Source organism: Candidatus Thiodiazotropha sp. AKAK3 (assembly GCF_058244645.1).
In genome coordinates, this window is record NZ_JBSYOQ010000053.1 from 262444 (window position 1) to 285770 (window position 23327).

General features: G+C 47.1%; 12 protein-coding genes. All 12 read right to left on the reverse strand.

The annotated features are described in order from the left end of the window. Positions 1 to 47: 47 nt before the first annotated feature. Positions 48 to 1319 carry a hypothetical protein gene (locus tag AC4IE7_RS13665; protein WP_490777398.1) on the reverse strand — a complete coding sequence of 424 codons (1272 nt, stop codon included), beginning with the start codon at positions 1317 to 1319 and terminating at the stop codon, positions 48 to 50. Then, a complete protein-coding gene (locus tag AC4IE7_RS13670) occupies positions 1312 to 1902 on the reverse strand; it encodes an STY4526/YPO1902 family pathogenicity island replication protein (protein ID WP_490777399.1) in 591 nt (196 codons plus the stop codon). The genes AC4IE7_RS13665 and AC4IE7_RS13670 overlap by 8 nt, the downstream gene beginning before the upstream one ends. A gap of 60 nt (positions 1903 to 1962) precedes the next feature. Next, positions 1963 to 4035, reverse strand: coding sequence for a ParB family protein (locus AC4IE7_RS13675; protein WP_490777400.1), 2073 nt, complete (start codon positions 4033 to 4035; stop codon positions 1963 to 1965). Next, on the reverse strand, positions 4032 to 4868 hold the full coding sequence (locus tag AC4IE7_RS13680; RefSeq protein ID WP_490777401.1) for a ParA family protein: 837 nt from the start codon (positions 4866 to 4868) through the stop codon (positions 4032 to 4034). The genes AC4IE7_RS13675 and AC4IE7_RS13680 overlap by 4 nt, the downstream gene beginning before the upstream one ends. Before the next feature lie 427 nt (positions 4869 to 5295). Continuing rightward, a complete protein-coding gene (locus AC4IE7_RS13685) occupies positions 5296 to 6393 on the reverse strand; it encodes a response regulator (RefSeq protein ID WP_490777402.1) in 1098 nt (365 codons plus the stop codon). Beyond that, on the reverse strand, positions 6380 to 10645 hold the full coding sequence (locus tag AC4IE7_RS13690) for a response regulator (protein WP_490777403.1): 4266 nt from the start codon (positions 10643 to 10645) through the stop codon (positions 6380 to 6382). Before AC4IE7_RS13690 ends, AC4IE7_RS13685 begins: the two co-directional genes overlap by 14 nt. 276 nt (positions 10646 to 10921) lie before the next feature. Then, positions 10922 to 16009, reverse strand: coding sequence for a diguanylate cyclase domain-containing protein (locus AC4IE7_RS13695; RefSeq protein ID WP_490777404.1), 5088 nt, complete (start codon positions 16007 to 16009; stop codon positions 10922 to 10924). Positions 16010 to 16038: 29 nt separating this feature from the next. Beyond that, the gene (locus AC4IE7_RS13700; protein WP_490777405.1) at positions 16039 to 16755 is read right to left on the reverse strand and encodes a hypothetical protein; all 717 of its coding nucleotides are present in this window, start codon (positions 16753 to 16755) and stop codon (positions 16039 to 16041) included. An 11-nt stretch (positions 16756 to 16766) separates the two neighbouring features. Further along, positions 16767 to 17642, reverse strand: a complete 876-nt coding sequence (locus AC4IE7_RS13705; RefSeq protein ID WP_490777406.1) for a gamma-glutamylcyclotransferase family protein — start codon at positions 17640 to 17642, stop codon at positions 16767 to 16769. 773 nt (positions 17643 to 18415) lie between these two features. Continuing rightward, complete coding sequence (locus AC4IE7_RS13710; RefSeq protein ID WP_490777407.1) at positions 18416 to 18976, reverse strand: HNH endonuclease; 561 nt, start codon at positions 18974 to 18976, stop codon at positions 18416 to 18418. A gap of 343 nt (positions 18977 to 19319) precedes the next feature. Continuing rightward, a complete protein-coding gene (locus AC4IE7_RS13715) occupies positions 19320 to 20630 on the reverse strand; it encodes an NAD(P)/FAD-dependent oxidoreductase (RefSeq protein WP_490777408.1) in 1311 nt (436 codons plus the stop codon). 348 nt (positions 20631 to 20978) lie between these two features. Further along, positions 20979 to 22292, reverse strand: a complete 1314-nt coding sequence (locus AC4IE7_RS13720; protein WP_490777409.1) for a response regulator — start codon at positions 22290 to 22292, stop codon at positions 20979 to 20981. Positions 22293 to 23327 lie beyond the last annotated feature (1035 nt).

Here is a 23327-nt window from a genome sequence, read left to right on the forward strand (position 1 = left end):
GCTATTATGTTGATAATTCACATACTGGCCCACGGTGGGCCAGCTTGTTAATTTTCTGCAATTTGCTGCATCTCTTCGGTCAACGCCTGCAATGCAGTCTCCTCCCGTTGGAGCGATTGCGACAGCTGCTGATGAAGCGCTGGGTTCTTACCGGCACTGTGACCATCCATCAGAGTTTTCAACGATCCGATTCTGGATTTCACTTCCCGCAGTTGCGTTTCGAGATCGTTCTTCTGCACCCTCGCTGAAATGTCGCCTGACGGTTTTCGGTAATCGCGAGTAGAGGCAGAGGTCAGTACCTCCTCGCCCTCCTGATGTTTTTTGATCAGCCAGAACATGTACTTGACCGGATCCTCAAGATCAGGTTGATGGCAATCCATCATCCGTCCGGTGAGTTGATTGATGAGCGGCTGCTGATCCTGGCCCTCTACGAGACTCAATCTGCGTAAAATCAAGGCCCGTTCACTGTCGTTGAGCTCTGACATCAGCAAAGTTGGCCAGAAAAGCTCAGCATCTGAAGTTTTTCGATTCTCGCCCGTTGTAGTAGTAGTTGTATTAAAACTACTACTACTACAATACTCTTCAGTTTTTGAAGTCAGGGATTTTTGGCTCTTCAAAAACTGAAGTCTGGGTTCAGAATCCTGCCCTCCTGTACCTGACTTCAGTTTTTGAAGTCTGGCTTCTGTCGGTAATTCCTCCTCATCGAGGGTGCTAATCTTGTTGGAATATGCAACAGCGTGATAGGTAACCTTCTCGATTTTACCTTGCTGGAATTGCCTAAGATTCTCATGGGACTCTTCACGGATTTCCTGTTTTTCCGTCGGCGACAGACTGCGTACTGATCGCTTTCCATCAGCGACTAGATCGCTAAACAGGTCAATCCCGTCCTGGACCGATTTCGCTATGTGGACCACCGCCGGATGGTGATGAGAATGCATGCGCTTTACAAAACCCAAATATCTTGTATCTCTTTTTATGACGGTCTGCAGACATTCGGGTTCGTCGCAGATGTCGTAGGCTGTCCGGACAATTCGGCCACCGTCGTCGCGGATATCTCCGACCTTGATGATCCATCGGGTAAGTCGAAGGATGCTGATCGCTCGGGAGACAGTCGCATCGGAGCCGATATTGGCCATGCGTTTGATCTCTCGGTAGGTCGGCATGGCCATCTTGGATACCTCGCTCATCTGCGTCCGAAAGACGCAAAGGACATTCCGATCCGTCGCTTTAAGCGTCGGGTCGATAAATATCCCCGTGGGGAGTGCCTGATGGGGTATTCCAGAATGCCTAACCGACAGATCAACACGATCATCAGCCATGGGTGATCTCCTTGAGCTCATTGCAATACCAAAACCATATTTCTGAAAGGGTTGTGCCACTGACCGTTGCCAGTGCCAGCCAGTCTTGCGCGGACTGTGGGGTTGAGCGATCGCTACCGATGACCTCATACCAGGCCTGAGCGATGTGGTCACCGATATCGTCTGCCGGCAGTGGGGGGCGCCCACGAGACTGAAGGTTGGTCAACCCGGCGAGGCGCCGTTCAAAATGGAAAGCTTCCCGCGTCCAGCCATACAGCTCGCGAATCATCGGGAAAGGGGCGCCCCTGATAATCAATTGGCGTGCTTGTGCTTGGGCTTCCATATGTTTCTCTTCTATCTGCAGATGCATATCCAACACCTGGTTATCCAGGCGAAATTTGACGAAATTACCCATTCGAGTGAGCAGCCGGTGAAAGGACTCGCTCGACAGACCCCTAACTCTGATCAATAGATCCAGATCAATCCCCAGTCTTTCCAAACTCTCTGCCTCGCCTCTGCTGTGATACCGAAACAACATCTCAAAAGCCGCTCTTGACAGGCTGATGTCGTCGATTGTGTTGTTAGATTCCATGTGATGACCCATAGGGTTCTCCCTCTATCACTATGCGGCCACCTTGCCGCCTTCCTACCAAATCGTGTAAATCTATTCATAACGATTTAAGCTATCGATCTTCTGATCGCCGTATTGTCGATCCCAGTTCGACTCGAAAAGGAACAAATTCCCCGTGTCGAATTTCTCCACACAACGCCGGTTGAGTTCATTATTGGCCCGATTGATGATCATCTGCTCGAGGCTGAAATTGAGCGGGGCATGGAGCATCAGGTCATGCATCAGCAACATGCTCGGCTCAATTTGAACGCGCTTGGCGATGGCGTTGCCAATCCGCTGGAACAGCAAGTCCCCACCATCGAAGTTTTTGTCAAAGACGTCATCGAGGATCTGGCCAAAAGGCGATGTGAGGATTTCCTGTGGGAGCTGACCCAGCTCAATAATCTTGAGCTGGCCGCTGGCCACGACCAACCAATGCCAGGTCGCCAACTGCAGGTAGGCCAGGATAGGGTTCTCCTCATTTAACGGCAGATCCCTGGGCCAGTCAGCGACAAAGAAACCAACGCCACGGTTGAACGGCTGAACCAGATGGTCGGCTATTTCCTGCCTGAAGAATTCACAACAGATACGGCGTGCCGAGGCGTAAGCGTCATGGTGCAGTCGTTCCGTGGGGAGATGCCGTAAATTCATGATCGCTCGTTCGACCAGCATGCTGGTGGATCGGGTGCGGCCACTTTCTTCCCGGTCCCGTTGCAATCCCTCCAACCAAGCCTCCCGGCGCCGCATGAGATCCTTCTGCTCTGGCGTTAGCTCAGGTCCTTCCGGATTTTCCGCTTTATGTTTTTGCCAAACCTCCAGATTGGCTCTGGTGTTGGCCTCCTCCTCCTCATCAGTTAGTTCACGGAATTTGGGCCGATAGTGAGTTTTGCCGTCTTCATCGATGTACAAATCCTCATCCGGCACCAATCCACGTAAAGCCTCGTCATCTTCCAGTTCAGTGTTCGCAATCTGCATGAGGGGATCGTCCGCGAAATACTCCGGCCGATCATCTGGGTCCTCTTCCGTCTCTTCCAGAAGGAAGGAGATGTCCGGGGTATCGCTGGGTGGTGTCTGCTCCAGTGCTTTAGGTGGCTCAACCTTGGGTTTCGATGGTGATGACGGCTTGGGTGCTGATGATGATTTAGGCGTACTTGGCTTGGTCGTCGATTGTGGCGGTTCGATCTCGCCAGTACCGGCATCATCATGGGCCTTGAAGGGCTTGTATTCGCGTTTTTCGGGCAGCTGGCCGGTCTCGAACACGAATTCCAGCCCGGCCTTGGCGCGCTCAATCCCTTGAGTATCGTTACTGCCCAGTTCCCGGGCGACCTCCTTAAACAGCCGGTCGTAGGACCAGTCATCCAGCGTCTTTACGCGCTGATCCAGTTTTTTGAGAATCCCCTGAAACAGAGGATCCCAATCATCGGTTTCGCCGGCGTCTTCCCACAGCATGGATGCGGCTTCATGAAGTTTACTGATGGCATCAACCTGTCGGGGGCCCAAGCCTAACGATAGGGTTTTAACTAAGGCGTGCTGAAGCTGTTCTGAGGTATATTTGAAGCGGGCGATATCGGCTCGAGTTATTTTTTTAATACCTTCGTCTTTCAGGTAATTAATCAGTTCTCTCGGCCCGTACGGAATACCTGTATCCTCTTCGAGAATCAATTTCAGTTTCATGACTGAAGAGGCACGATCAAAAAAAGTGATGTCACCTTTGACTTCGTTTTCAGCCATGTGGCTTGTGTACGTATCGGCTTCGGATTTCCAAGCTTTGTAACGACAGTGAATCTGCAAAAATCGTTCATCTGCCGATTCTTCGAATATCTCCAGGATGATCTCCACGCGAGTATTGGCACCCCTGGCCGGGATGAATTGAGTCGGGGGCATACCGGGGCGCTGTGTAACTGACAGAACCTCTTGGAGGCCTTGAGTCAAAAGCTGGGTCTTGATCGAGTCATATTCTCGATTTCGTACCCGACGGGGGTTTCGGTCATAGGGGGTGAGTTGAGTAGGATGCAGGATCAGTGTGTCTCCATCCTGTGGAATCAGGTTGCTTTGCGTTTCGTTGGAAAAATTACCGACTAAAACCTTGTCCAGTAACTCCTCTTGAGTGGGCTGTTTCTTGCTCATTTCGACGTCCCCTGAGAATGTGCTTGTGCGGTATCCGACAGATGAGGCCAAAGCTCAGTGACGAGATCACACATGATTTCGCGTGCATGGGGATCCATACGGGATACTGGCGTTTGAGCCGTACAGGCCTCTCGGTAGACAACGCGTTCGGGCACCAGGGTTGAAAGAAACCGAACTGGAATTCGGTATTGTTCCCATGCCATGGAGGTTAGAATCTTTGCGTAATTACGACTGTCGTTAGTTCGGTCAACCCGGTAGACCAAACCAAAGAGGTTACCGATGGGGATCCCGAGGTCCTTTAGGGGTGCTAAGTCTTGCATGAGCTGCACAGCACCGCGGGTAAACTCCCGGGTGTCCATCAGTCTGGGGGGAACCGGTGAAAGCAACATATCACCGGCTATCACGGCTGCCTGAAGCAACGAAGTCATTGCGCCCTGGCTGTCAATGATGATGATGTCGTAGTTATGTGTGGCCTTTCGTAAGGTGGCTCTCAGGCGCGTTCGACCATCGGGGGTTTGTTGAATCCAGGTGGATAGTTTTCCAGTTGGGTCATCTGAGATCACCACATCCAGACGATCGATAGAAGATTTTGAGATGAATTGATCCAGCTCTATACTGCCACTGGATGTGTATGGCATCTGTACTAGGCCTGTGAGGCCCTGGGGGGCTCGCTGTACAATGGCATAGTAGCTGGATGCGGTAGGCTGGGTATCGCCATCAATGAGCAAAACCCGTTGTCCAAGATCGGCCAGAAGGCCGGCAAGATTGGCAGCTATTGTGGTCTTACCCACACCGCCTTTGGGATTACAAACTGTCAATATAGTACCGTGCATATCGATTTTCTCACTGTTATAAGGCCAGAGAAAAACCAAAATCTAATGCACTGGAAATATCTAAGTTATCAATATTTTACATACTAATTCTCGACGACTGTAATATACATTATGCATATATTAAATATAGCTAGAGGTGTAATTGAAGTTGAATATCGTTTAGAAATTCAAAGTCTTACAATTCTAGGCCTTTCCCCTACGTGAAATCTGACTATATGATCCGGTATGAGTTAGTTACTTTTCACGTAGGAGTACGTATTTGAATCCTTTCAGCAGCTTGATCTACATGATAAATCCCAGACCGGGATCTGCTGTTTGTTACAGCGCCGTAAGATCCTGACGGATCAGGCTGCATTTATCAATGCCCGCGTAAGACGGAAACAGTGACACCGAACTTAGAAGCGATTATTTTTTGTGCTTAGCATTATCAATTGTCTGAAAAGTTATCTAAGATTCTTTTGAATTCTGCTTCTAACTCCAAGAACGCTGAGACGATTACTGGATCAAAGTGCAAACCACTTCCCTCGTTTATGACTTTTACCGCTGTTTGATGTTTATAAGCATCTTTGTAGACTCGCTTATTCACAAGCGCATCATAAACATCGGCTAGCGCCATTAAGCGACCTGAGACAGGTATTTCATCGCCTTTCAATCCATTTGGGTAACCACTGCCATCCCATTTCTCATGGTGTGTCAGTGCTACCTCTTTTGCGATTCCTAAGAAACTGGTTGTGCCAATATCTTTTTCAGCATTGAGTAGCGCATCAAAACCAAGCTGGGCATGTGTAGACATGATGTTCCACTCATCTTCATTCAATTTGCCAGGTTTAAGTAGAATGCTGTCAGGAATTCCCACTTTACCAATATCATGCAGTGGCGCAGACCGAACTATACGATCTATGTTATCAGCGGTCAGATAATCACGGTAATCAGGATGGTTCTGTAGTTCTTCGCAAAGTATCTTTATATAATGTTGTGTACGCTGAATATGGTAGCCAGTTTCACTGTCTCGCGTCTCAGCCAGAGAGGCCATACAACAGATAGCAACATCCTGTGTTTTACGTATTTCGCTCGTACGTTCTCTAACTCGACTTTCCAGAAGCAGATTCTCTTCATTTAACAGCTTTTTACTCCTGGCCAAAGCCAAATGGTTAGAGACACGGCTTTTAACAATAGGTGGACTGATCGGTTTTGTTATGTAATCAACTGCACCTAAATTAAACCCTTTAACCTCATCATCTACTTCACTTTTTATTGTCAAAAAGATGATTGGAATCTCTGAAGTAAGATGATTCTCTTTTAATTTTTTACACACTTCATAGCCATCCATGTTTGGCATTACAATATCGAGAAGAATTAGATCAGGCGGGTTTTCTCTATTAGTTGCCCTAGTGATGCCCTGTTGTCCATCCTTAGATATCAGAACCCGATACTCTTCTTTGAGTATTTCAACAAGTACATCGATATAAAATTTCTCATCATCGATTATAAGTACGCAGGCTTTTTCATTGCTATTCGCTTTCATTATATGACAGTCCAGTTTCGTCTATTATTTTTCGTAAGATCGGGTAAGCTTCCTCAAACTCGTAATTATCTATCTGGTGTTGTAAATCCGATATTAATTCAGCCATATCTGGCTTTATTGTGAGAATTTGAGCTGCACATTGATCCAGTAGATTGGAAGATCCGGAATCACCATTCTTTATCGCATTAGTTAATTGCTGGCATAGATCATCTAACTGAGATGTTGAAGTTAGCTGTTGTACGTTAGAGGAATTTGATGTTGCAGATATCAACTGTTGTATATTGCGGATACTATTAAAAGTGACCTCGGCCTGTGTGATAAAGTTATCCAAATTGATATTTGACTCACTTTCAGGCTTAATTTCTTGAAAAGCAGCAAGCAACTCATGGGATGCTTGTTGTAATTTTTTTGCACCAAGATTGCCAGCGACACCCTGTAGTGTATGTAACAGGCGATGTAATGCTTTATCCTCTCCTGATTTAATAAATTCATGAATCTGTGTCCCACTATCCCGATATCGTTCAAAAAACTCAATCAGTAATTTACCGTATAACCGCTCATTCCCCCCTACCCGCTTTACTCCCCACTCTGTATCAATGCCATTCAGATCACGAGGTAAATTCAACTCTACCTCACCTGCTGGTTTTGCAGCCCGATCGACAATAGGTCTATCATCGACAGGTAACCAAGCAAGTAACATTCGAGATAATTTATCGGGATCGATTGGTTTCGATATATAATCATCCATACCTACTGCTAGACAACGCTCTTTATCTCCTTGCATGGCATGTGCTGTCATTGCGATTATACGAGTATAGGTGTTGCACAGATCTTGTCTTATGCGGCGTGTAGCTTCTAGTCCATCAATACCTGGCATCTGTATATCCATGAACACTAATTCATAATCTGCTTGTTGAATTTTCTCTATAGCCTCTTCACCATTGTTTGCAATAACCACCAGTAAACCGAGTTTTTCCAATAGCTCTCTAGCAACTTGCTGGTTAATAGTATTATCTTCAACAAGCAAAACATTACCTCTAAATCTTCTTGAGATATGACTCTTAGTTGGCAGTGACTTTGTTTGTCCGGTTACCACTTCATGAACAGCATCAAATAATGTAGATGGACTTATAGGTTTTATCAAAACAGCATCCAGCTTAATTGCTTCTACCTGATTGAGTAACTCCTCACGATCATGTGCTGTTATAAGAATTATTTTAATATCAGCATCAAGGTGTTCTCTAATATAAGCAATTGCTTCAAGTCCGTTGGTTTTTGGCATTCGCCAATCCATCAGTATCAGTCTAAAGCTGGTCGATTGTATATATCCATAGGCTTCATCAGCAGATGAAGCAGTTGTTACATGAAAAGAAAATGCTTCGAGCATCTCAGTCATGACATGTCTAGCAGTATCGTTATCTTCAACCAACAATACACTCATGCCTTGAAGATCTTCATTGGAAATAAATTGTCTATCTGACTGCTCTTCGGCAATGCCGAGAGGTAGTGTAAATTCAAATGTACTTCCTTTATCAACCTGACTGGATGCAGAAAGTTCGCCACCCATCAAATGAACTAGGTTATTACTGATACTCAGGCCGAGACCTGTACCTCCATGACGTCGTGAGACTGATGCATCTGCCTGAACAAATGCATCAAACAGGTTTTGTATCTTATCTGCTTCAATCCCAATTCCTGTGTCGGTTATAGAAAATTTCAGTAAGCAGTTGGAAATACTTTTCTCAATAAGAGTTACCGAAATTAATATCTCTCCTTGAGGTGTAAACTTGATCGCATTTTGTACCAGATTCAGTAGTACTTGACCAATGCGTAGTGGGTCACCTATAACCTTGTGAGGTATATCAGGATCTTGTTTAAAGATTAGCTCCAAACCTTTAATGTCAGCTTTAAAACCGATCATGCTCGAAAGATTTTCCATAACTGAATCCATCTTGAATTCAATTTCATCTATTTCAAGCTTACCTGCTTCTACCTTTGAAAAATCAAGAACATCATTAATAATGCCAAGTAGATTGTGTGCGGATAATTTTATTTTACTTAAATAGTCATACTGTTTTTCAGTAAGCTCTGTCTCCAATGCAAGATGAGACAAACCTATTATGGCATTCATCGGCGTTCGTATCTCATGACTCATATTGGCCAGGAATTCACTTTTAGTACGGTTGGCCTGTTCCGCTATATCCATAGCTTTTTCCAGCCGCCGTTCCATCTGTATTCGTTGTGTAAGATTTATCAATATTCCTAAGTTCATCTCCTGCTTGTTCATACGAATTGGAATTGCTGAAAGCATTCCGTCAATAATATTACCTTTTAAAGTTTTAATCTGCAGACACTTATCGTAAACATGGGTTTTTCTTGATAATTGATTACGAACAGCATCTCTATCTGCTGGATCTGCGTAAAAAATTGACATATTCATATTAGTTATCGGCTTGCCATCTGATTCGATCTCTTTCAGAGCATGAGGATTAGCTAATTGAATACGGCCCTTCTGGTCACTAACCACTATGGCGAGTGGCACTGTATTGATAATCTGACGCAACTGCTCTTCGTTCCGTTTGGCAATTAGATGTTTACGCTTTGATTGAATCAAGAGTAAGACTATTAGTAGTATGGTCATCGTTGCGAAACCGATTACCTCCCAAACCCGTGTATAATCAACTTTAACGTCATATCGAAGCGCCATCCATTTCTGGCTGATCTCTTTTTTGTCGTACTCTGTCATATCCCTGATGACTCGATTAAGAATGGGTATCATTTCCGGCCAATCTTTACGCACGCCAATCGATAGTTCATATTTGTATGGTGTTGGTGCACCGATCTTGATGTTTGTAATGCCTTTTTTTCTGATCAAGTGACTGCCGACAGTAAGATTACCCACATAAGCATCTACTTCATTCAATGAGAGTCTGGTTAAACCCTCTAAGGAGTTATCAACTGGAATGAGTTCTATATCAGGAAAGTCGCGTTGAAGATATTCCTGCGTAACATAGCCATCGACAATTGCCACGCGTCTATGCTTGAAATCTTCCAGACCCGTGATAAATGGCGACTGCTCAGTTACAAATATTACAAATGGAAAATCAAGGTATGGTTCAGTAAAATTTAAGTATTCAACTCTTTCCGGTGTTTCGACCAGTGCCGGCAATATATCAATTTCCTGTTTTTTCGCAGCCGCGACTATTTCTGACCAAGAAAGCTCTTTTACGATATCCAGTCTCAGATCGAGCTTGGCTTTTATGTACGCCATATAGTCGGATGAAATCCCTTGGTACGCTCCACTTTCGTCAACATACTCGATGGGTTCCCAGGCATTGTCGATTCCAATCTTCAATACACCCCGCTCTTTTAGCCAATCCCTCTCTTTTTGGGATAATGTAAATTTATAACTTGATGAATCGAATTCACTCGATCCCAGCCAGTGATTGAGAATGTTCTGTTTTTCCTCCTGATCAATCGACTTCAATGCCTTGTCCATTGCAGATGCCAGAGGTGTTAATTGTTCACTTTTATGTATTGCAAATCGTTGATCGGAGGATCCAATACCTGAATTACCGCTAAAATGAAGATTAAAGAGTTGTTCTTGCTGAATCAGCCACTGAGCAACTGCTCGTGTGCCAATATAGGCATCCGCCTTATTCCAGAAAACAGCATTTAAAGCTTCTTTTGTCGATTTTACTGGTAACAGGTTAATCTGTGGATAAAGCTGTTGAAGCTGTTCCATCGTTGAAAAACCATTCTCGATAGCGACGGTTTTACCAAATAGCGATTCGATTCCATTAATATCTGTTCGATCCTTTCTCGACACAATCGATTTATGGGTTCGAAAAAATGGTGTTGTAAATATTAAATCTTTCGCGCGCTCATCATTTTTTACAATAGAGGCGCCAGCCTTCAGTTCACCTTGTCGAACCTTATCCAACATCTCCTTAAATGTTAATTCATGATGTATTTTAAAGGTGATACCTAGTTTATTTTCAATCAGTTTAAGGTAATCTGCTGCAATCCCACGGTGCTCGTTACCTGACATGAAGTCAATTGGGGGCCAACTTCCATCTACACCAATATCTATAATTCGATTATCTGCTAACCAGGAAATTTCTTTAGCTGTTAACGATATTTCATTTTTTGTTTTGTGATTCTGAATGGCGAGAATTGTCGCAGGAGCAAAACACAATAGTAGTAGATAGCTAGAAAGCAGAATATTAATATTTAATTTTTTCACTGTCATAGCACTTTGTCATTCAAACTTTTTTGGATGGATACACTTGCCTGCTAGAGGCTATATAGTTCTCGCATCTTGCACCTAAAATAATTAGCTAGAATTGATACGCACTGCTGTTTTCCCTGTTTAATGCCTGTTAACAGGCCCTGATTAGTCCATTTTAGATTCTTATCGATCTATCAATACTACGCTTTCGCCTGACTCATATTTAGCACTCTTTTCTGCTTCTTCAATAAGAGCGATGATATTTGCATAGATCCTCTTTTTATATTTCTTGTAATGTCATTGCAATTTTCCCTCTGCTACATCTGGAGCAGCACAGACCTGGTTCCGTCCCATTCGCTTGGCGCGATAAAGGGCGATATCCGCTTCACGCAGCAGCTGTTCTGTACCGCCCATCACACTAGGCACCATGGTTGCTGTACCTGCACTAACTGTCACCACTGCACCTATTGAGGAGTGTTCATGCTTAATTGCCAGCTCCTCGATTGCCCGGCGAACCTGTTCTCCCACATGGGCGACACCAGTTCGGTCGGTATTGGGTAGAATAAGAATAAACTCTTCTCCGCCATAACGAGCGACCAGGTCGGTGGGACGCAATAACTGCGCAAAGAGCGCTTCGGCTACGGCCACTAAACATTCATCTCCAGCCTGGTGACCGTAATTGTCGTTAAAAGCTTTAAAATGGTCGACATCCAGCATAATGATCGAGAGGGGTGATTTTTCTCTTCGCTGCCGAGTCCAAACCTCTTCTAAGTAATTATCTCCCCGGCGTCGGTTGGCAACACCGGTAAGACCGTCGCGCTCTGCCAGCCCCTGTAACTCCTCGTTGAGCTGCTCCAGTCGAGCGGTGCGTTCGACCACCTTCTCTTCCAAGGTTCGTGAGTAATCCTGAACCTGCTCATAGAGCCGTGCATTCTCAATCGCAACGGATGCTTGTGCTGCCAGTAGTCTAATAATTTCAACCCGCTCTTCGGTGAAGACGCCCTTGGTCAGATTGTTCTCCATATACAGCACGCCTTCAAATCGCTCTCGCCGCAGTGGAACGCATAGCACCGATTGTGGCATGGTTTTTAGCATGTAGGGATCCTGTGAAAACTCCCCTTCATGAACAGCGTCATGCAGCACAACAGCTTCGCCGCTATAGAGCACATGGCTAAGGATGGTAACCGGCAGGGCCACCTTCTCCCCATCGGGAGTCGCTACCAAAGAATGGATTGGCAGTTCGACCTTCGACAGCCCCTCGGGTGGCAGCTTGGCCACTTCTACTGTCAGACGCCCTTCTCGCCGTGCAATCAGGCACCCCCATTGACCACCAGCATTTTCCAACAATATACCTATGGTGGTTTCAAGCAACCGATCTAGTACGATCTCACCGGAGATCTCCCTTGATGCCTTCATTACTGATGCGAGATCCAGGTCATTTTTCTCATCTACAGCTATAGAGCTACGACTGCGTATACCCAGTTCTCGCAGAACGGGGTACTGTTCCGCCAGCTGAGTGACCTTACGTCGAGCTCCCCAACGGTCATAGAGATGGTGAGCACCACGCAGATAGCCTTCGGCAGCTCGCCGACGACCAAGCGCCAGGAGATGTTTGGCAGCCCATTCGCAGGCGGTGGCTTCGTCATGAAGAAAACCACTCTTTTGAGCCGCATCGATTGCTGCGTCATAAAGCTCCAGCGCAACATCCTGGGCCCCATCGAGCCGTGCCAGTTCAGCCTCCATCAGATACTGCAGGTGGCGAAAATTTGCCTCACAGTTGTCGGCCCAGCGTTTCATACGTTGGTGATCTTTTTCCAGCCGTTTGCGGGTTTCTCCCTGTTCATCTGCTTCCATATCAGGATAGTGAGTCGCCAGGGTGAGAAAGGCGACAACATAAAAACGAACCAGTTGAGGCAAAGACATGGCTGATTTAATCAAACGATCCTGTTCCCTTACATGCTCAAGGGCCTGGTTGTAGTCGCCATATAGCAGGCAAATCTCTGCACGATAGATGTGGTAGTTGGCGATACCAGTCATGAACTGACGCTGGCGCATACCGGCCAGGCACTCTTCCTCATCAAAGTTCTCATCACTCAGACTGCAGGGTGCTTCGGTGAGGCCCAACAGGTTGCGTTGCAGTTGCCGGAACAGGGTGCCGGAATCCAGAGAGTCCTGGTAGGCACACTCTCGTACGATCTCCAGATTCTCACTATGCAGTCGGTGAGCTGTCTCAAGATCCAGTGTCGGATCCCAGATCACACAATCCTGAGCGCTATAGGCTAGGTAGAGCAGGTCCCCCGACTGGTAGCCTGCCTCTATACCTTTTTTGAACCATGATGTGAGACTGCTCCAGTGGTTGCTCCAGTGGTGGACGAACATTGCATAGACGTAAATCACTCGAGCCCTCAAGGTTGGATCGTCATGAAGCTCGTTTATCTCCAGCCCTACTCTTCCATACTGAAATCCAACCTTCGGCTCATCAAGCTCTCCACACAAAAGCATGCCGTAGGCTGCATAGACAAAGGCAGACTCTGGGCAGTTACCATGTCGTAGAGAGAGATTGACCGCCTTTAAAACCAGATAGGTAAATAGATTGCCGCTACCGGAGAGAAAAGCTGCTGGAAATATCTCCATCAACAACCTCATACTTGCCAATGTAGCTGGATCATTGACCATCGGTACATTTATCAATTCGGCGATGCTTCTATCGCCCAGATTCATCTCAACCAGATTCCGCTCCTTATCGATATCCTCTGTTGTGGGGTGTTCAATGAGTTCCAGGCCGAGCATCTCCAAACCCTGAATAGCAGAGAGGATTGACTCTTCCATACGTCCGAGAGTGGCATATTGTCGTGTTCGGGTAGCGAGTATTTCAGCGCTTTTCAAGTCTGTTTCACTATGTTCCAACAGCACTTCTATCCACTTTTCCGCCTCTTCTGTGCGTCCGGTCAGATAGGCACATTGTTGGATTTCGGAGGCAACCCCCTGCATCAGCACGGGGGTATCCCGCCAGGGCCTGGCGGGTAGTAGTTCCTCTACTACACGCAGGTAGTTGAGGGCCGACTCATAGGCCCCGGATTGTCTGGCGCGAACACCTGCTCTCAGGTTCAGCTCAGCCAGTTGCAGTTGTTCCTCCTCCGATTCGATCAGTGGTCGTCCCTCATTGAGGTGGCCTACGATGTCGATGAGACGATCCTCTGGAATATCACCATCGGCAGAATGCAACATCAGACGTCCCACGGAGAGGTGTGCTTCTGGCAACCGCCGGGTATCAATTAGGGCATATGCTGCCTGTTGCATCCGATCATGTTGAAAACGGTAGGATGGATTGAACTCCAGTGATACGACATCCTCTCCCTGCACGCAACCATCGACAAGACGGTAATCGGTATGAAGAGGCAAGACTGTGTAGTGTTTGAGCGCTGGCATAAGCGCTGCTGCTGTCGCTGCAATCGGATGTTCATAAATTACAGAAAGTGTATGCAGGTCAAAAGTACTGCCGATACAGGCTGCTAACTGCAACACCTGTTGGGTTGCAGGTGGCAGCTGGCGTAAATTGTCCACCATGAATTCAACAACATTGTTGCTGATGTGGAACCAGTGCTCTGTATCCAGCTTCCAGTTCCAGCGTCCACTCTCTGAGTCTGGTGCAATGACACCATCCTTATGCAGTTGTCGTAGTAATTCGTTGGTGAAGAAGGGATTCCCCTGCGCCTTATCGAATAACATATCGCTTAGCTGGCGTGTCTCGTCTAAATCCTGGCACAGAGCATCTGCCACTAAGTGAGCAACCGAATCCCGGTTCAAAGGTCCTATGGGAAGCTGACGAATACTCTTCGACAACTGAAGGTCATCGAGCAACAGACGCAGAGGATGACCTACCCCAACCTCATTACTACGATAGGCACCGATAAGCAACAGATGGCTCAGTTCGCGAGAGGTCACAAAGCGACGTAACAGCTCCAGTGTCGGGGTGTCACTCCATTGCAGATCATCAAGAAACAGCACCACAGGGTGTCCATCTGCCGCAAACACCTGTAAAAAATTGGTGAGTACAATGTGTAGACGATTACGTGCCTCGGCAGGCGGCAATGCTACCACTGAGGGTTGATCGCCAATGATCAGCGCCAGTTCAGGCACCAGATCCACAGCCAGACAGGCGTTAGGGGTCAATGCATCCAATAGACGACTGCGCCAATTTGCCAAACGCTCCTCTGGTTCAGATAGAATTTGCTGCACCAGGCCACGGAAAGCGATTGCGATGGCGGTATATACCTCTCCATGTTGAAACTGCTCGAACTTGCCCTGTACTAGAAAGCCCCTCTCCCGCACCAGGGGCCGGTCGATCTCATTCACCAGAGCCGACTTGCCAACCCCTGAATAACCATGAACCAGGCAAAACTCAGTACCTCCGGCTGCAGCCACCTCAAACAGTCCTAGAAGCTCTTGGATTTCCTGTTCGCGTCCGTAAAGGCTTTGTGGTACCAGAAACTTCTGCAAGAAATCTTTTTCGCCAAGTTTGAAGGGTTCGATCTCACGACCCGCCGCAAGCAGATCAACACAATGCTCCAGATCGTATATCAGTCCCTCTGCACTCTGATAGCGCTCCTCAGGACTCTTGGACAGCAGCTTGAGAACAATCGCCGACACTGCTTTGGGAACATGCGGAGAGATCTGGTGTGGCTCTGGCGGCAAGCGACTGATGTGACCATAGACCCATTCCAACAAGTCATTAGCCTGAAACGGCCGTGTACCGGTCAACAGCTCAAACAGCAGTACGCCCAGGGAGTAGTAGTCGGACCGATAATCCAAATCCCGATTCATCCGTCCAGTCTGTTCTGGAGAAATATAGGGTAACGGACCTTCGAGGCGACGTGACATCTGCACCGCTTGACGTTCCTGATCCAATTCTGAGGCGATACTAAAGCCGGCAATGGCAATCGCACCACTGGCAGGATCGAACAGCACATGACGCGGAGTCAAAGCTTTGTGTACGATATCTTTGGCGTGTATATCACCCAGGATGCGGGTAAGGTGCAGGGCAATCTCAAGTACTTCGGTCAGTGGCAAACCACTCCCCCCCGCCTTGGACAGGTGGGAATCGAGAGTACCCTTAAACAGTTCAGCAACCAGCGCCAGATTGCCGCTTCCATGTGCAAGCACCGCATGTACATTCTGTACGCCATCGACCTCAGCCAGGCGTTGTGCGATAGTCCCTTCGCGTCGAATCCCCGCTACCTGCTGACGCTCAGGATATTCCGCGTCAAGGGTCTCTACAGCAACAGCTGTGTTGTCGGCAAGACGTTGAGCTCGATAGACCACGCGCCCTAAGGATCGATAGAGTACCGGCCCAACCTCATATCCAGGCAATTGAAGTGTCGCCATCTCCAAGTATCTGATCCTTATCCCAAGCTTCAGACGCCGAGCAGTCGATTGAAGGTTGCGCTGAACTCTTCATGAGCAGTATCTCGTAAGGGTTCGCCATGACCGCATAGCGCATGTTTGAAGGCCAGCCTTTTGAGGCGTAAGAAGTCATCTCCCTGGGGCGAGGCTCTCTGCACCCAAACCGGACCGAGATTGGCCGGTGTAAAAAACCCCATCTGAGTCATCAACTCCCGGGAAGCGTCTGAGAAGTGTTCATCTGGTGCAATCCAGTTTTGCAGTGCATCGCAGGAGATTAGAACACCGCCGTCCCGGTCAAGGCGCAGTATCCCTTCAGGAATCTGGGTAGTACGGAAATCAAATAGAGAAGCATCTGATATTGGCAACGGGCCTTCCGGGGTAAGGGTGCGTGTCGCTTGAAGACCGGTTTCGTGCTCCATCTCTGGCATCGCCCAATACTCAGCGTTGTAGCGATCAACATAAAAAGGATCGTCACGTCCATGCAGTGAACCCAGACGAACCACATCAGTTACCTGGCCTAGCTGATCCAGCTCGGACAACCCCTCCTCGCTGAGACGCACACTGTTGATGATGATCAGACGCTCACCATCTCGTACCACTGTCATGTTGCGACTGAACTTCCAGTCTATATCCTGAAGCACAGTCTCCATAGCCCCACTGACAAAAAAGAGATTGGGAAAGACCTCATCGATAGCACCATGAGAAAGTGCCGGGGGAAACTGATCCATTAGTGAACTCCTCATAAATTGTTGTTGTAGTCGATGCGTCCAACATAACGGTATTCCTTTGCGTACTCATTTAAATAGCTATTGAGATATCGCTGTTGGGCATCGCTGAGGCATCCGTGCTGAATATCGTCCATGGATTCGCAGCCATCACTACTATCCATTCGTTTTAGATGAAACAGGGTCATATCACGTCCACCGAAAAAGTGCTTCAGGTATTCATGCAGGGGACGTGCCTCTGACATATCGAAAACAGCACCATAGAGCCCTGTATAGAGCTGCTGTTCAGCTAGTGAAGTTGCACTAAATACAGGATAGTCCCCAGCGGGCGGTGTAAAGGCTGGATGGTCAACGGGTTGGTGGATCGGTTGTCTTTCAAGGTTTCGCAGATATTCAGGATCAAGACCTGTCCTGCGCGCGCCATCGATAAGGATGTTGAGGTAGCGACGGCTCGGCAAGCACTCATCATCAATAAATGCCGGCATACCAACATAGGTAAATGCTGAGTGCAGTAAGCCATCTGCCTCAACTTCAGTGGTGATGCGTTGATAGCCATAACCACATGCTTCCATGGCATCGAGGGATGGAAGGGCTTCATCCGCACAGTCATGGAGTACACCAAGCACCTGCTCACCAGCTATATCACAAGGCTCAATGTTGCCTACACCACCTTCGTGGTTGAAGAAATGCTGTACATTGAAACACAAGCGCCATCCACGCAAAGTCGCTCTTTGCGAAGACAATGGCTCCACTCCCTTGGCCCTCAATGAGGTTATGTTCATATTGGAACCATAGCCGAAGTAGCGAAACATGCAGTGAGCACCCCCATCAAGCAGAAGCCTGCACCAGTTAGCATCCAGCCTTGAGTGGTCTTGGCTTACAAAAGACACTATCTGATCACCATACCGGGTTAATAGGTGAAATCAATCTGTTTATTAGGGCCTATTAACACTAATAGACACTATCGACTGGCATGCTTGATAACTTTAACAATCAGTTTCCTCTGAATTATGAGAATCTGAAAGCAGAGGGTCACGGCTAGAAAAAACTTACAAGTCATCAATATCTTAAATAGGTGGGGAGTGAAACTCCCCTCTCCTCTCGCGGGAGAGGGGGAGAATGAACACCCTATTTTCCCCAACAATCAGCAAAATAAATATGAACGATCAGTACGGTTTTATTTTTCAACCACATGAAACGCTTCGCGTACACCCTCTCCCCAACCCCTCTCCCGTAAAGGGAGAGGGGCTTTCTGAGTTGTTCTGAGAAGATTGAAAGTTAATAGGGCAGCAGTGAATAGAGATTTAAAAAAGCATAGTAAAGCAGAGGATCACGGTGTGAAAAAAATGACAAATCACCGAAACCTTAAATAGGCGGGGAGAGTAACTCCCCTCTCCCCTCGCGGGAGAGGGGCCGGGGGAGAGGGGGAGAATGAACATCCTATTTTCATCAACAATCAGCACGATAAAGATGAAGGATCAATGTGGTTTTATCTTTCAATCACGTGAAACGCTTCGCGTACACCCTCTCCCCAACCCCTCTCCCATAAAGGGAGAGGGGCTTTTTGAGATGTTCTGAGAAGATTAAAGTTAATGGGAAAGCAGTGGTCGGCTTCCTGAAAAAACTGACCGGGGAGTCAGGCGGTTTATTACTGCGCCATTTTTTATCCTCTGCGCACACGAGCCAGTAAAAACTCTGCCTGATCTGCAAGAATGTTTTTTCCACGCAAAATCATATGCTCTGCGAAGCATGGAGCATAAGGTATCGCCAGTAATTCCACCCCCCATTCACTGGGTGTACGTGCACCTTTCAGATGATTACAGCGGGTGCAGCAACTAACTACATTTGACCAGCTGTCTGTGCCCCCTCTGCTCTTAGGAATGACATGATCACATGTCAGGTCGCGATTGGAATACTGCTTACCACAATAGAGACAGATGTGGCCGTCTCTAGCGAATAAGGCACGATTGGTCAGCGGTGGTTCGTATGTTTCTGCCCAAAGATGCGGTTGCACCTTTGATCTTGTAAGTAGAATAGAGGAAATTTCAATACTGGAGCGCAGACCAGTGAGCGCATTGAATCCACCTCGAATCAGATGAGATTGCTGGCCCAATGGAGCCAAAACCCTGTCTGTCGCAATCAAATGGACTGCCTTTTCCCAGTTCAACCAACGACTTGGGTTGCCAGCCTGATCTAGCGCCAGGATTGGCATGACTCTCAGCATCAGATGTTACCTCCATATTTACAAAAACTATAAGTTGTAATAATTGAAGTACTTAATAGTCAGAGACTGGAGCATAGCATAGAGTTCCTCGCCGAAATTATGATATTGCCCCGCACCCGAACAATTAGACCCTAAGTTGCAGATAGACTATCGCATACATATGACAAACATTACACGATCAATCAATAATGAATGATCTTCGCTATGAAAAGGAATCCCATCAGCTTCAGATAGTGTTCGTTTCACGTGGGTTTGATACGGCTGGGCCGCAGCCTACATCACTTGCATTTATTTCGGACACTAATGTTTATATCGAAACTATGGAAAGAGAAACGATAACTATTTAGTGTAGCTTTATTGCCGGATCAATACTCCTTCTCAGCATACGGGCTAATGTGGTCAATCCTGTTCGCCACCATCCAAAAAGGGTCAGCTGATGCATTTTATAGAGTGAGAGATAGACCCATCGAGCGATCCAACCACTGACTCGAACACTACCGGTTATGGCGCCCATTAAACTGCCTACAGTGCTGTAGCGACCCAGGGTTACCAGGGAACCGTAGTCCCGATAGATATATTTTTTATCGAAATTCTGCCCCTTTATCCGTTTAACCAGTGCTTTAGCAACGAATGATGCTTGCTGATGAGCTGCCTGAGCCCGTGGTGGCACCAGATCACCCTGTTCGTTCATGACACATGCGGCGCAATCACCAATGGCAAAGATGCGTTCGTCATCTTCCAGGGTAAGATCACCATTGACCTTGAGTTGGTTGATGCGGTTGGTAGTCAAATTGAGTTGACTCAGAAAATCGGGCCCTTTAATGCCCGCAGCCCATACCTTGATGGTTGCAGGGATGACTAATCCGGAGTCTGTGTGCACCTCATCTTCTGTGATCTTTGTGACTTTTTCAGAAACATGTACTTTGATACCCAGACTTTCCAGCTCCTGCTGCACCTGGCTTGAGAGTTTCTCTGGTAGTGCTGGAAGAATGCGAGGCCCTGCATCGAGAATATGGAGGTGTATGTGTCTGTCCGGCTCAATTGTCTCGAATCCGTATTGGGAAATCTGGCGGGTGACCTGGTGCAACTGTGCTGCCAGTTCAACACCTGTTGCGCCAGCACCAATGATAGCAACGTCCAACTGCCCCTCTTTCAGGGGAGTATTCTGTGTATTTGCCTTTATCAATGCTTCTAGCAGTTGTTGCTGAAAGCGTGCGGCCTGAGATTTTGTGTCAAGCATCAGACAGTGATCTTTAACCCCTGGAATGCCAAAATCGTTACTCACACTGCCTACTGCAAAGATCAGATAGTCATATGAGAAACTTCGACTTGGAATCAGTTCTTCCCCTTTATCGTTGTAGAGCGGTGCTAATATAATTTTGCGTTCTACCCGATCGAGATCCTGCATCATGCCTAAGCGAAATCTGTAGTGGTTCCATCGGGCGTGAGCCAGATAACCCAAGGCGTGCTGATCCGGGTCAAATGTGCCCGCCGCCACCTGATGTAACAGTGGTTTCCATATGTGTGTTCTGGTGGCATCGATAAGCGTGATTTGCCCCCTACCCCGTTTACCTAACCGTCTGCCAAGGTGGGTTGCGAGCTCAAGACCAGCAGCACCGCCGCCGACGACAATTATTTTCGGTGATTCCGACATCAAGGACTCCAAAAAGGTAAGGATTTGAAACGATTCCTGTGCAGACACTGGCGGTAGAATCCCATTGACTCTCCTACACCTGTCCTGACATTAACGGGATGACTTGAAATTGAAGGTCAAAGCTCTCTGTCACTCTCTTGACATACCATTTACCGTTGATTGGTTGTATCTAGGATAGATCGCATAAATAGTTAAGTCCAGCAATAACTTAAGTGTTACTTTGCCGGTCAGATACCACTGGTACATGTTTCAAATCTGGCTCTATTTTCGAGCAAATTAGCAGACTTTTATTGCACCAGATGGTTTCAAGAATAAAACTATTGTTACGTTAGGTAGGATTGTTAAATATCATCGATATGGAGAGCTGATCTTGCCTTCCGTGCCATACATAAGCACTCTATTTCGCCCCCCGTCCTTTGCTGCATACAGAGCTTTGTCAGCGAGTCCAAGCAGGGTATTGAGATCCTCTCCTGAATGGTCCCCTACAGAGGCAAGACCGATACTTATAGTGACATCAACCCCGCCGGGTTTGAGTTGCTCCACGCTTTTGCGCAGGGCTTCAGTTCTTTCGGGTATATCTGTCCCATGAGCCAGGACAACGAACTCTTCTCCTCCAAAACGCGCTGGCAAACCATCCTGAAAATGGTGGTTTAACAGTTTTCCCATGGCAATCAGTACCTGGTCACCAATCAAATGACCCTTGGTGTCATTGATTTTCTTGAAATGATCCAAATCGATGATCATCACCCAACCATCAGCAGTTTTGCTTATATAATCCTGCCCCTTTTCTACCAGGAAGAGCCTGTTATGTGTGCCTGTGAGAGCGTCAGTGGTGGCGATTCTCTCCATATTCACTGCTTGACGACGCAGGGTATCATATTGGCTTTTTACTAAAAGCAGAGACCGAACCCTAGCCATGACCACTTCTTCAACCAGTGGTTTATTGACGAAGTCGTTTGCGCCAGCGTGGAACACTTCGACCTGAGTTTTTGTGTCCTCATTTCCTGTGGTTACCAAAACTGGCAACTCCTGCTGGGAATAGTGTTGTTTCACGCGTAAATAGTAGAGCAGATCCCCTCCCGTCATACTCCCCTGTAGATGAAAATCGGTGATTATCAGGTCAAATCCCTTCTCGTTACCATTACGAGTTCTCTCGAGCAAGGTCATCGCCTCCTCTACAGAAGTAACATGGATAACCTCCATGCCATGCTGTTCCATCATTTTCAGAGCTGCGGCTACAGCGGTCTTACTATCCTCGATATAGAGGATTCGTCCATAGAGGTCTGGATTACGCTCAAGAAAAGATTTTATGAACTGACCAAAAGCCATAAAACCCAAGGCTTTATCAAAATAGTCCGTTACACCTGCATTGTAGCCTTCGTGAAGTAGGCGTTGACCAGCATCTGAAGAGACGATAATCACCGGTGTATAGCGATGTCGCTTAGTGGTGCGTATCTGTCGGCATAAATCGAGACCATCCATATCAGGCAGCAATAAAGCGGTCGTGATCAGAGAGTAGCGCTCAGCATTCATCAGTTGCAATGCTTCAGATGCACTTGCGCAACTGCTGATTTGGATCTCAGGCATAGCAACCTGCAATTGCCTCGTAAGTACTTCACGGGATGCCGAGGAACCATCAACCAGCATGATTCTGTTAATCATTTAAATCTCACCATTCTTAACTTACTAACCTGGCCATAGATATTAATACACTCAGGGCTACAAGCGTGGCTCAGATCAAGGCGCGGCTCGCCGGCAATGGCTAGCCCTTGTTAAAAGCTGCAACACCGATCTGAGTCACGCTTGTAGCCCCTATCCTTATGATATTTAACGGCTGAGTGTCTTAATATCTATGGCCTGGTTAGTATATCTTGTGCCATCCGTTGCTTCAGCACAGCACTTTACAGCCAGGTAACCATATAGGTTGCTTTTGTCGCTAACCTTAAAAAAATAACAATCTGCGAATAAACTAAACAACGTCCATAATGGTAGGTTCAGGGCATCCCTGGCTAATAGGAAACTATAAATCAGTCAACAGGTTAAACAATGTAACTACACAATTCCTACTGACCATTATCATCTCGCGTTGTCTGTACCCCATCAAAGAGTTTGCGCAGGAGTTTCTCTAAACAATTAGAGCGGATGATACAGAGAGAACTGACCGATGTATCTGAATAATCTTTTAAGGGCACCTCTATTAATTGCTTGTGTCCTCTGGCTTTACGACCCGTAGGGCGCGGCCTGAAGCATGCATCTGCTGCGTTGTGACCCTTGAGAATGGAACAACCATTCTGCTTCGGCTCACGCCTTGCAGCTACACGCTTCAGGTCACGCAGAGGGCATAAGCGATTAATAGAGGTGCCCTTGATTATTAAATATTATATTACATGGCTAGTTACGGCTTACACTACCAAATTGATGTCCAACGGGCTAGAGCTGCTTTGCAACATAGAAAAAAAGAGGGCCGGGATCGGTGATGGGTAATGGTGAGTTTGAAATCTCTACAATTTTACCCAAACCGATCAACGGCCCTTTAACGAGGATATTAACTTCACATCTCCCGGATGGTGACTAGTGTGGTGCGTCATATAAACCCTATATTTAGACAAGGCCTATCTCAGTTTGCGTTTAAATCACCTGCCTCGCCCTGCGGGAAGCCACTCAAGCCGCGATTGCGGCGTTGCACCCCTTGGTAAG

Bases quoted from the DNA above. Each gene is read 5' to 3' on its own strand.
- AC4IE7_RS13690 (WP_490777403.1), bottom strand. From the start codon at position 10,645: ATGACAGTGAAAAAATTAAATATTAATATTCTGCTTTCTAGCTATCTA.
- AC4IE7_RS13675 (WP_490777400.1), bottom strand. From the start codon at position 4,035: ATGAGCAAGAAACAGCCCACTCAAGAGGAGTTACTGGACAAGGTTTTA.
- AC4IE7_RS13685 (WP_490777402.1), bottom strand. From the start codon at position 6,393: ATGAAAGCGAATAGCAATGAAAAAGCCTGCGTACTTATAATCGATGAT.
- AC4IE7_RS13715 (WP_490777408.1), bottom strand. From the start codon at position 20,630: ATGTCGGAATCACCGAAAATAATTGTCGTCGGCGGCGGTGCTGCTGGT.
- AC4IE7_RS13710 (WP_490777407.1), bottom strand. From the start codon at position 18,976: ATGCTGAGAGTCATGCCAATCCTGGCGCTAGATCAGGCTGGCAACCCA.
- AC4IE7_RS13700 (WP_490777405.1), bottom strand. From the start codon at position 16,755: ATGGATCAGTTTCCCCCGGCACTTTCTCATGGTGCTATCGATGAGGTC.
- AC4IE7_RS13720 (WP_490777409.1), bottom strand. From the start codon at position 22,292: ATGATTAACAGAATCATGCTGGTTGATGGTTCCTCGGCATCCCGTGAA.
- AC4IE7_RS13680 (WP_490777401.1), bottom strand. From the start codon at position 4,868: ATGCACGGTACTATATTGACAGTTTGTAATCCCAAAGGCGGTGTGGGT.
- AC4IE7_RS13665 (WP_490777398.1), bottom strand. From the start codon at position 1,319: ATGGCTGATGATCGTGTTGATCTGTCGGTTAGGCATTCTGGAATACCC.
- AC4IE7_RS13695 (WP_490777404.1), bottom strand. From the start codon at position 16,009: ATGGCGACACTTCAATTGCCTGGATATGAGGTTGGGCCGGTACTCTAT.
- AC4IE7_RS13670 (WP_490777399.1), bottom strand. From the start codon at position 1,902: ATGGGTCATCACATGGAATCTAACAACACAATCGACGACATCAGCCTG.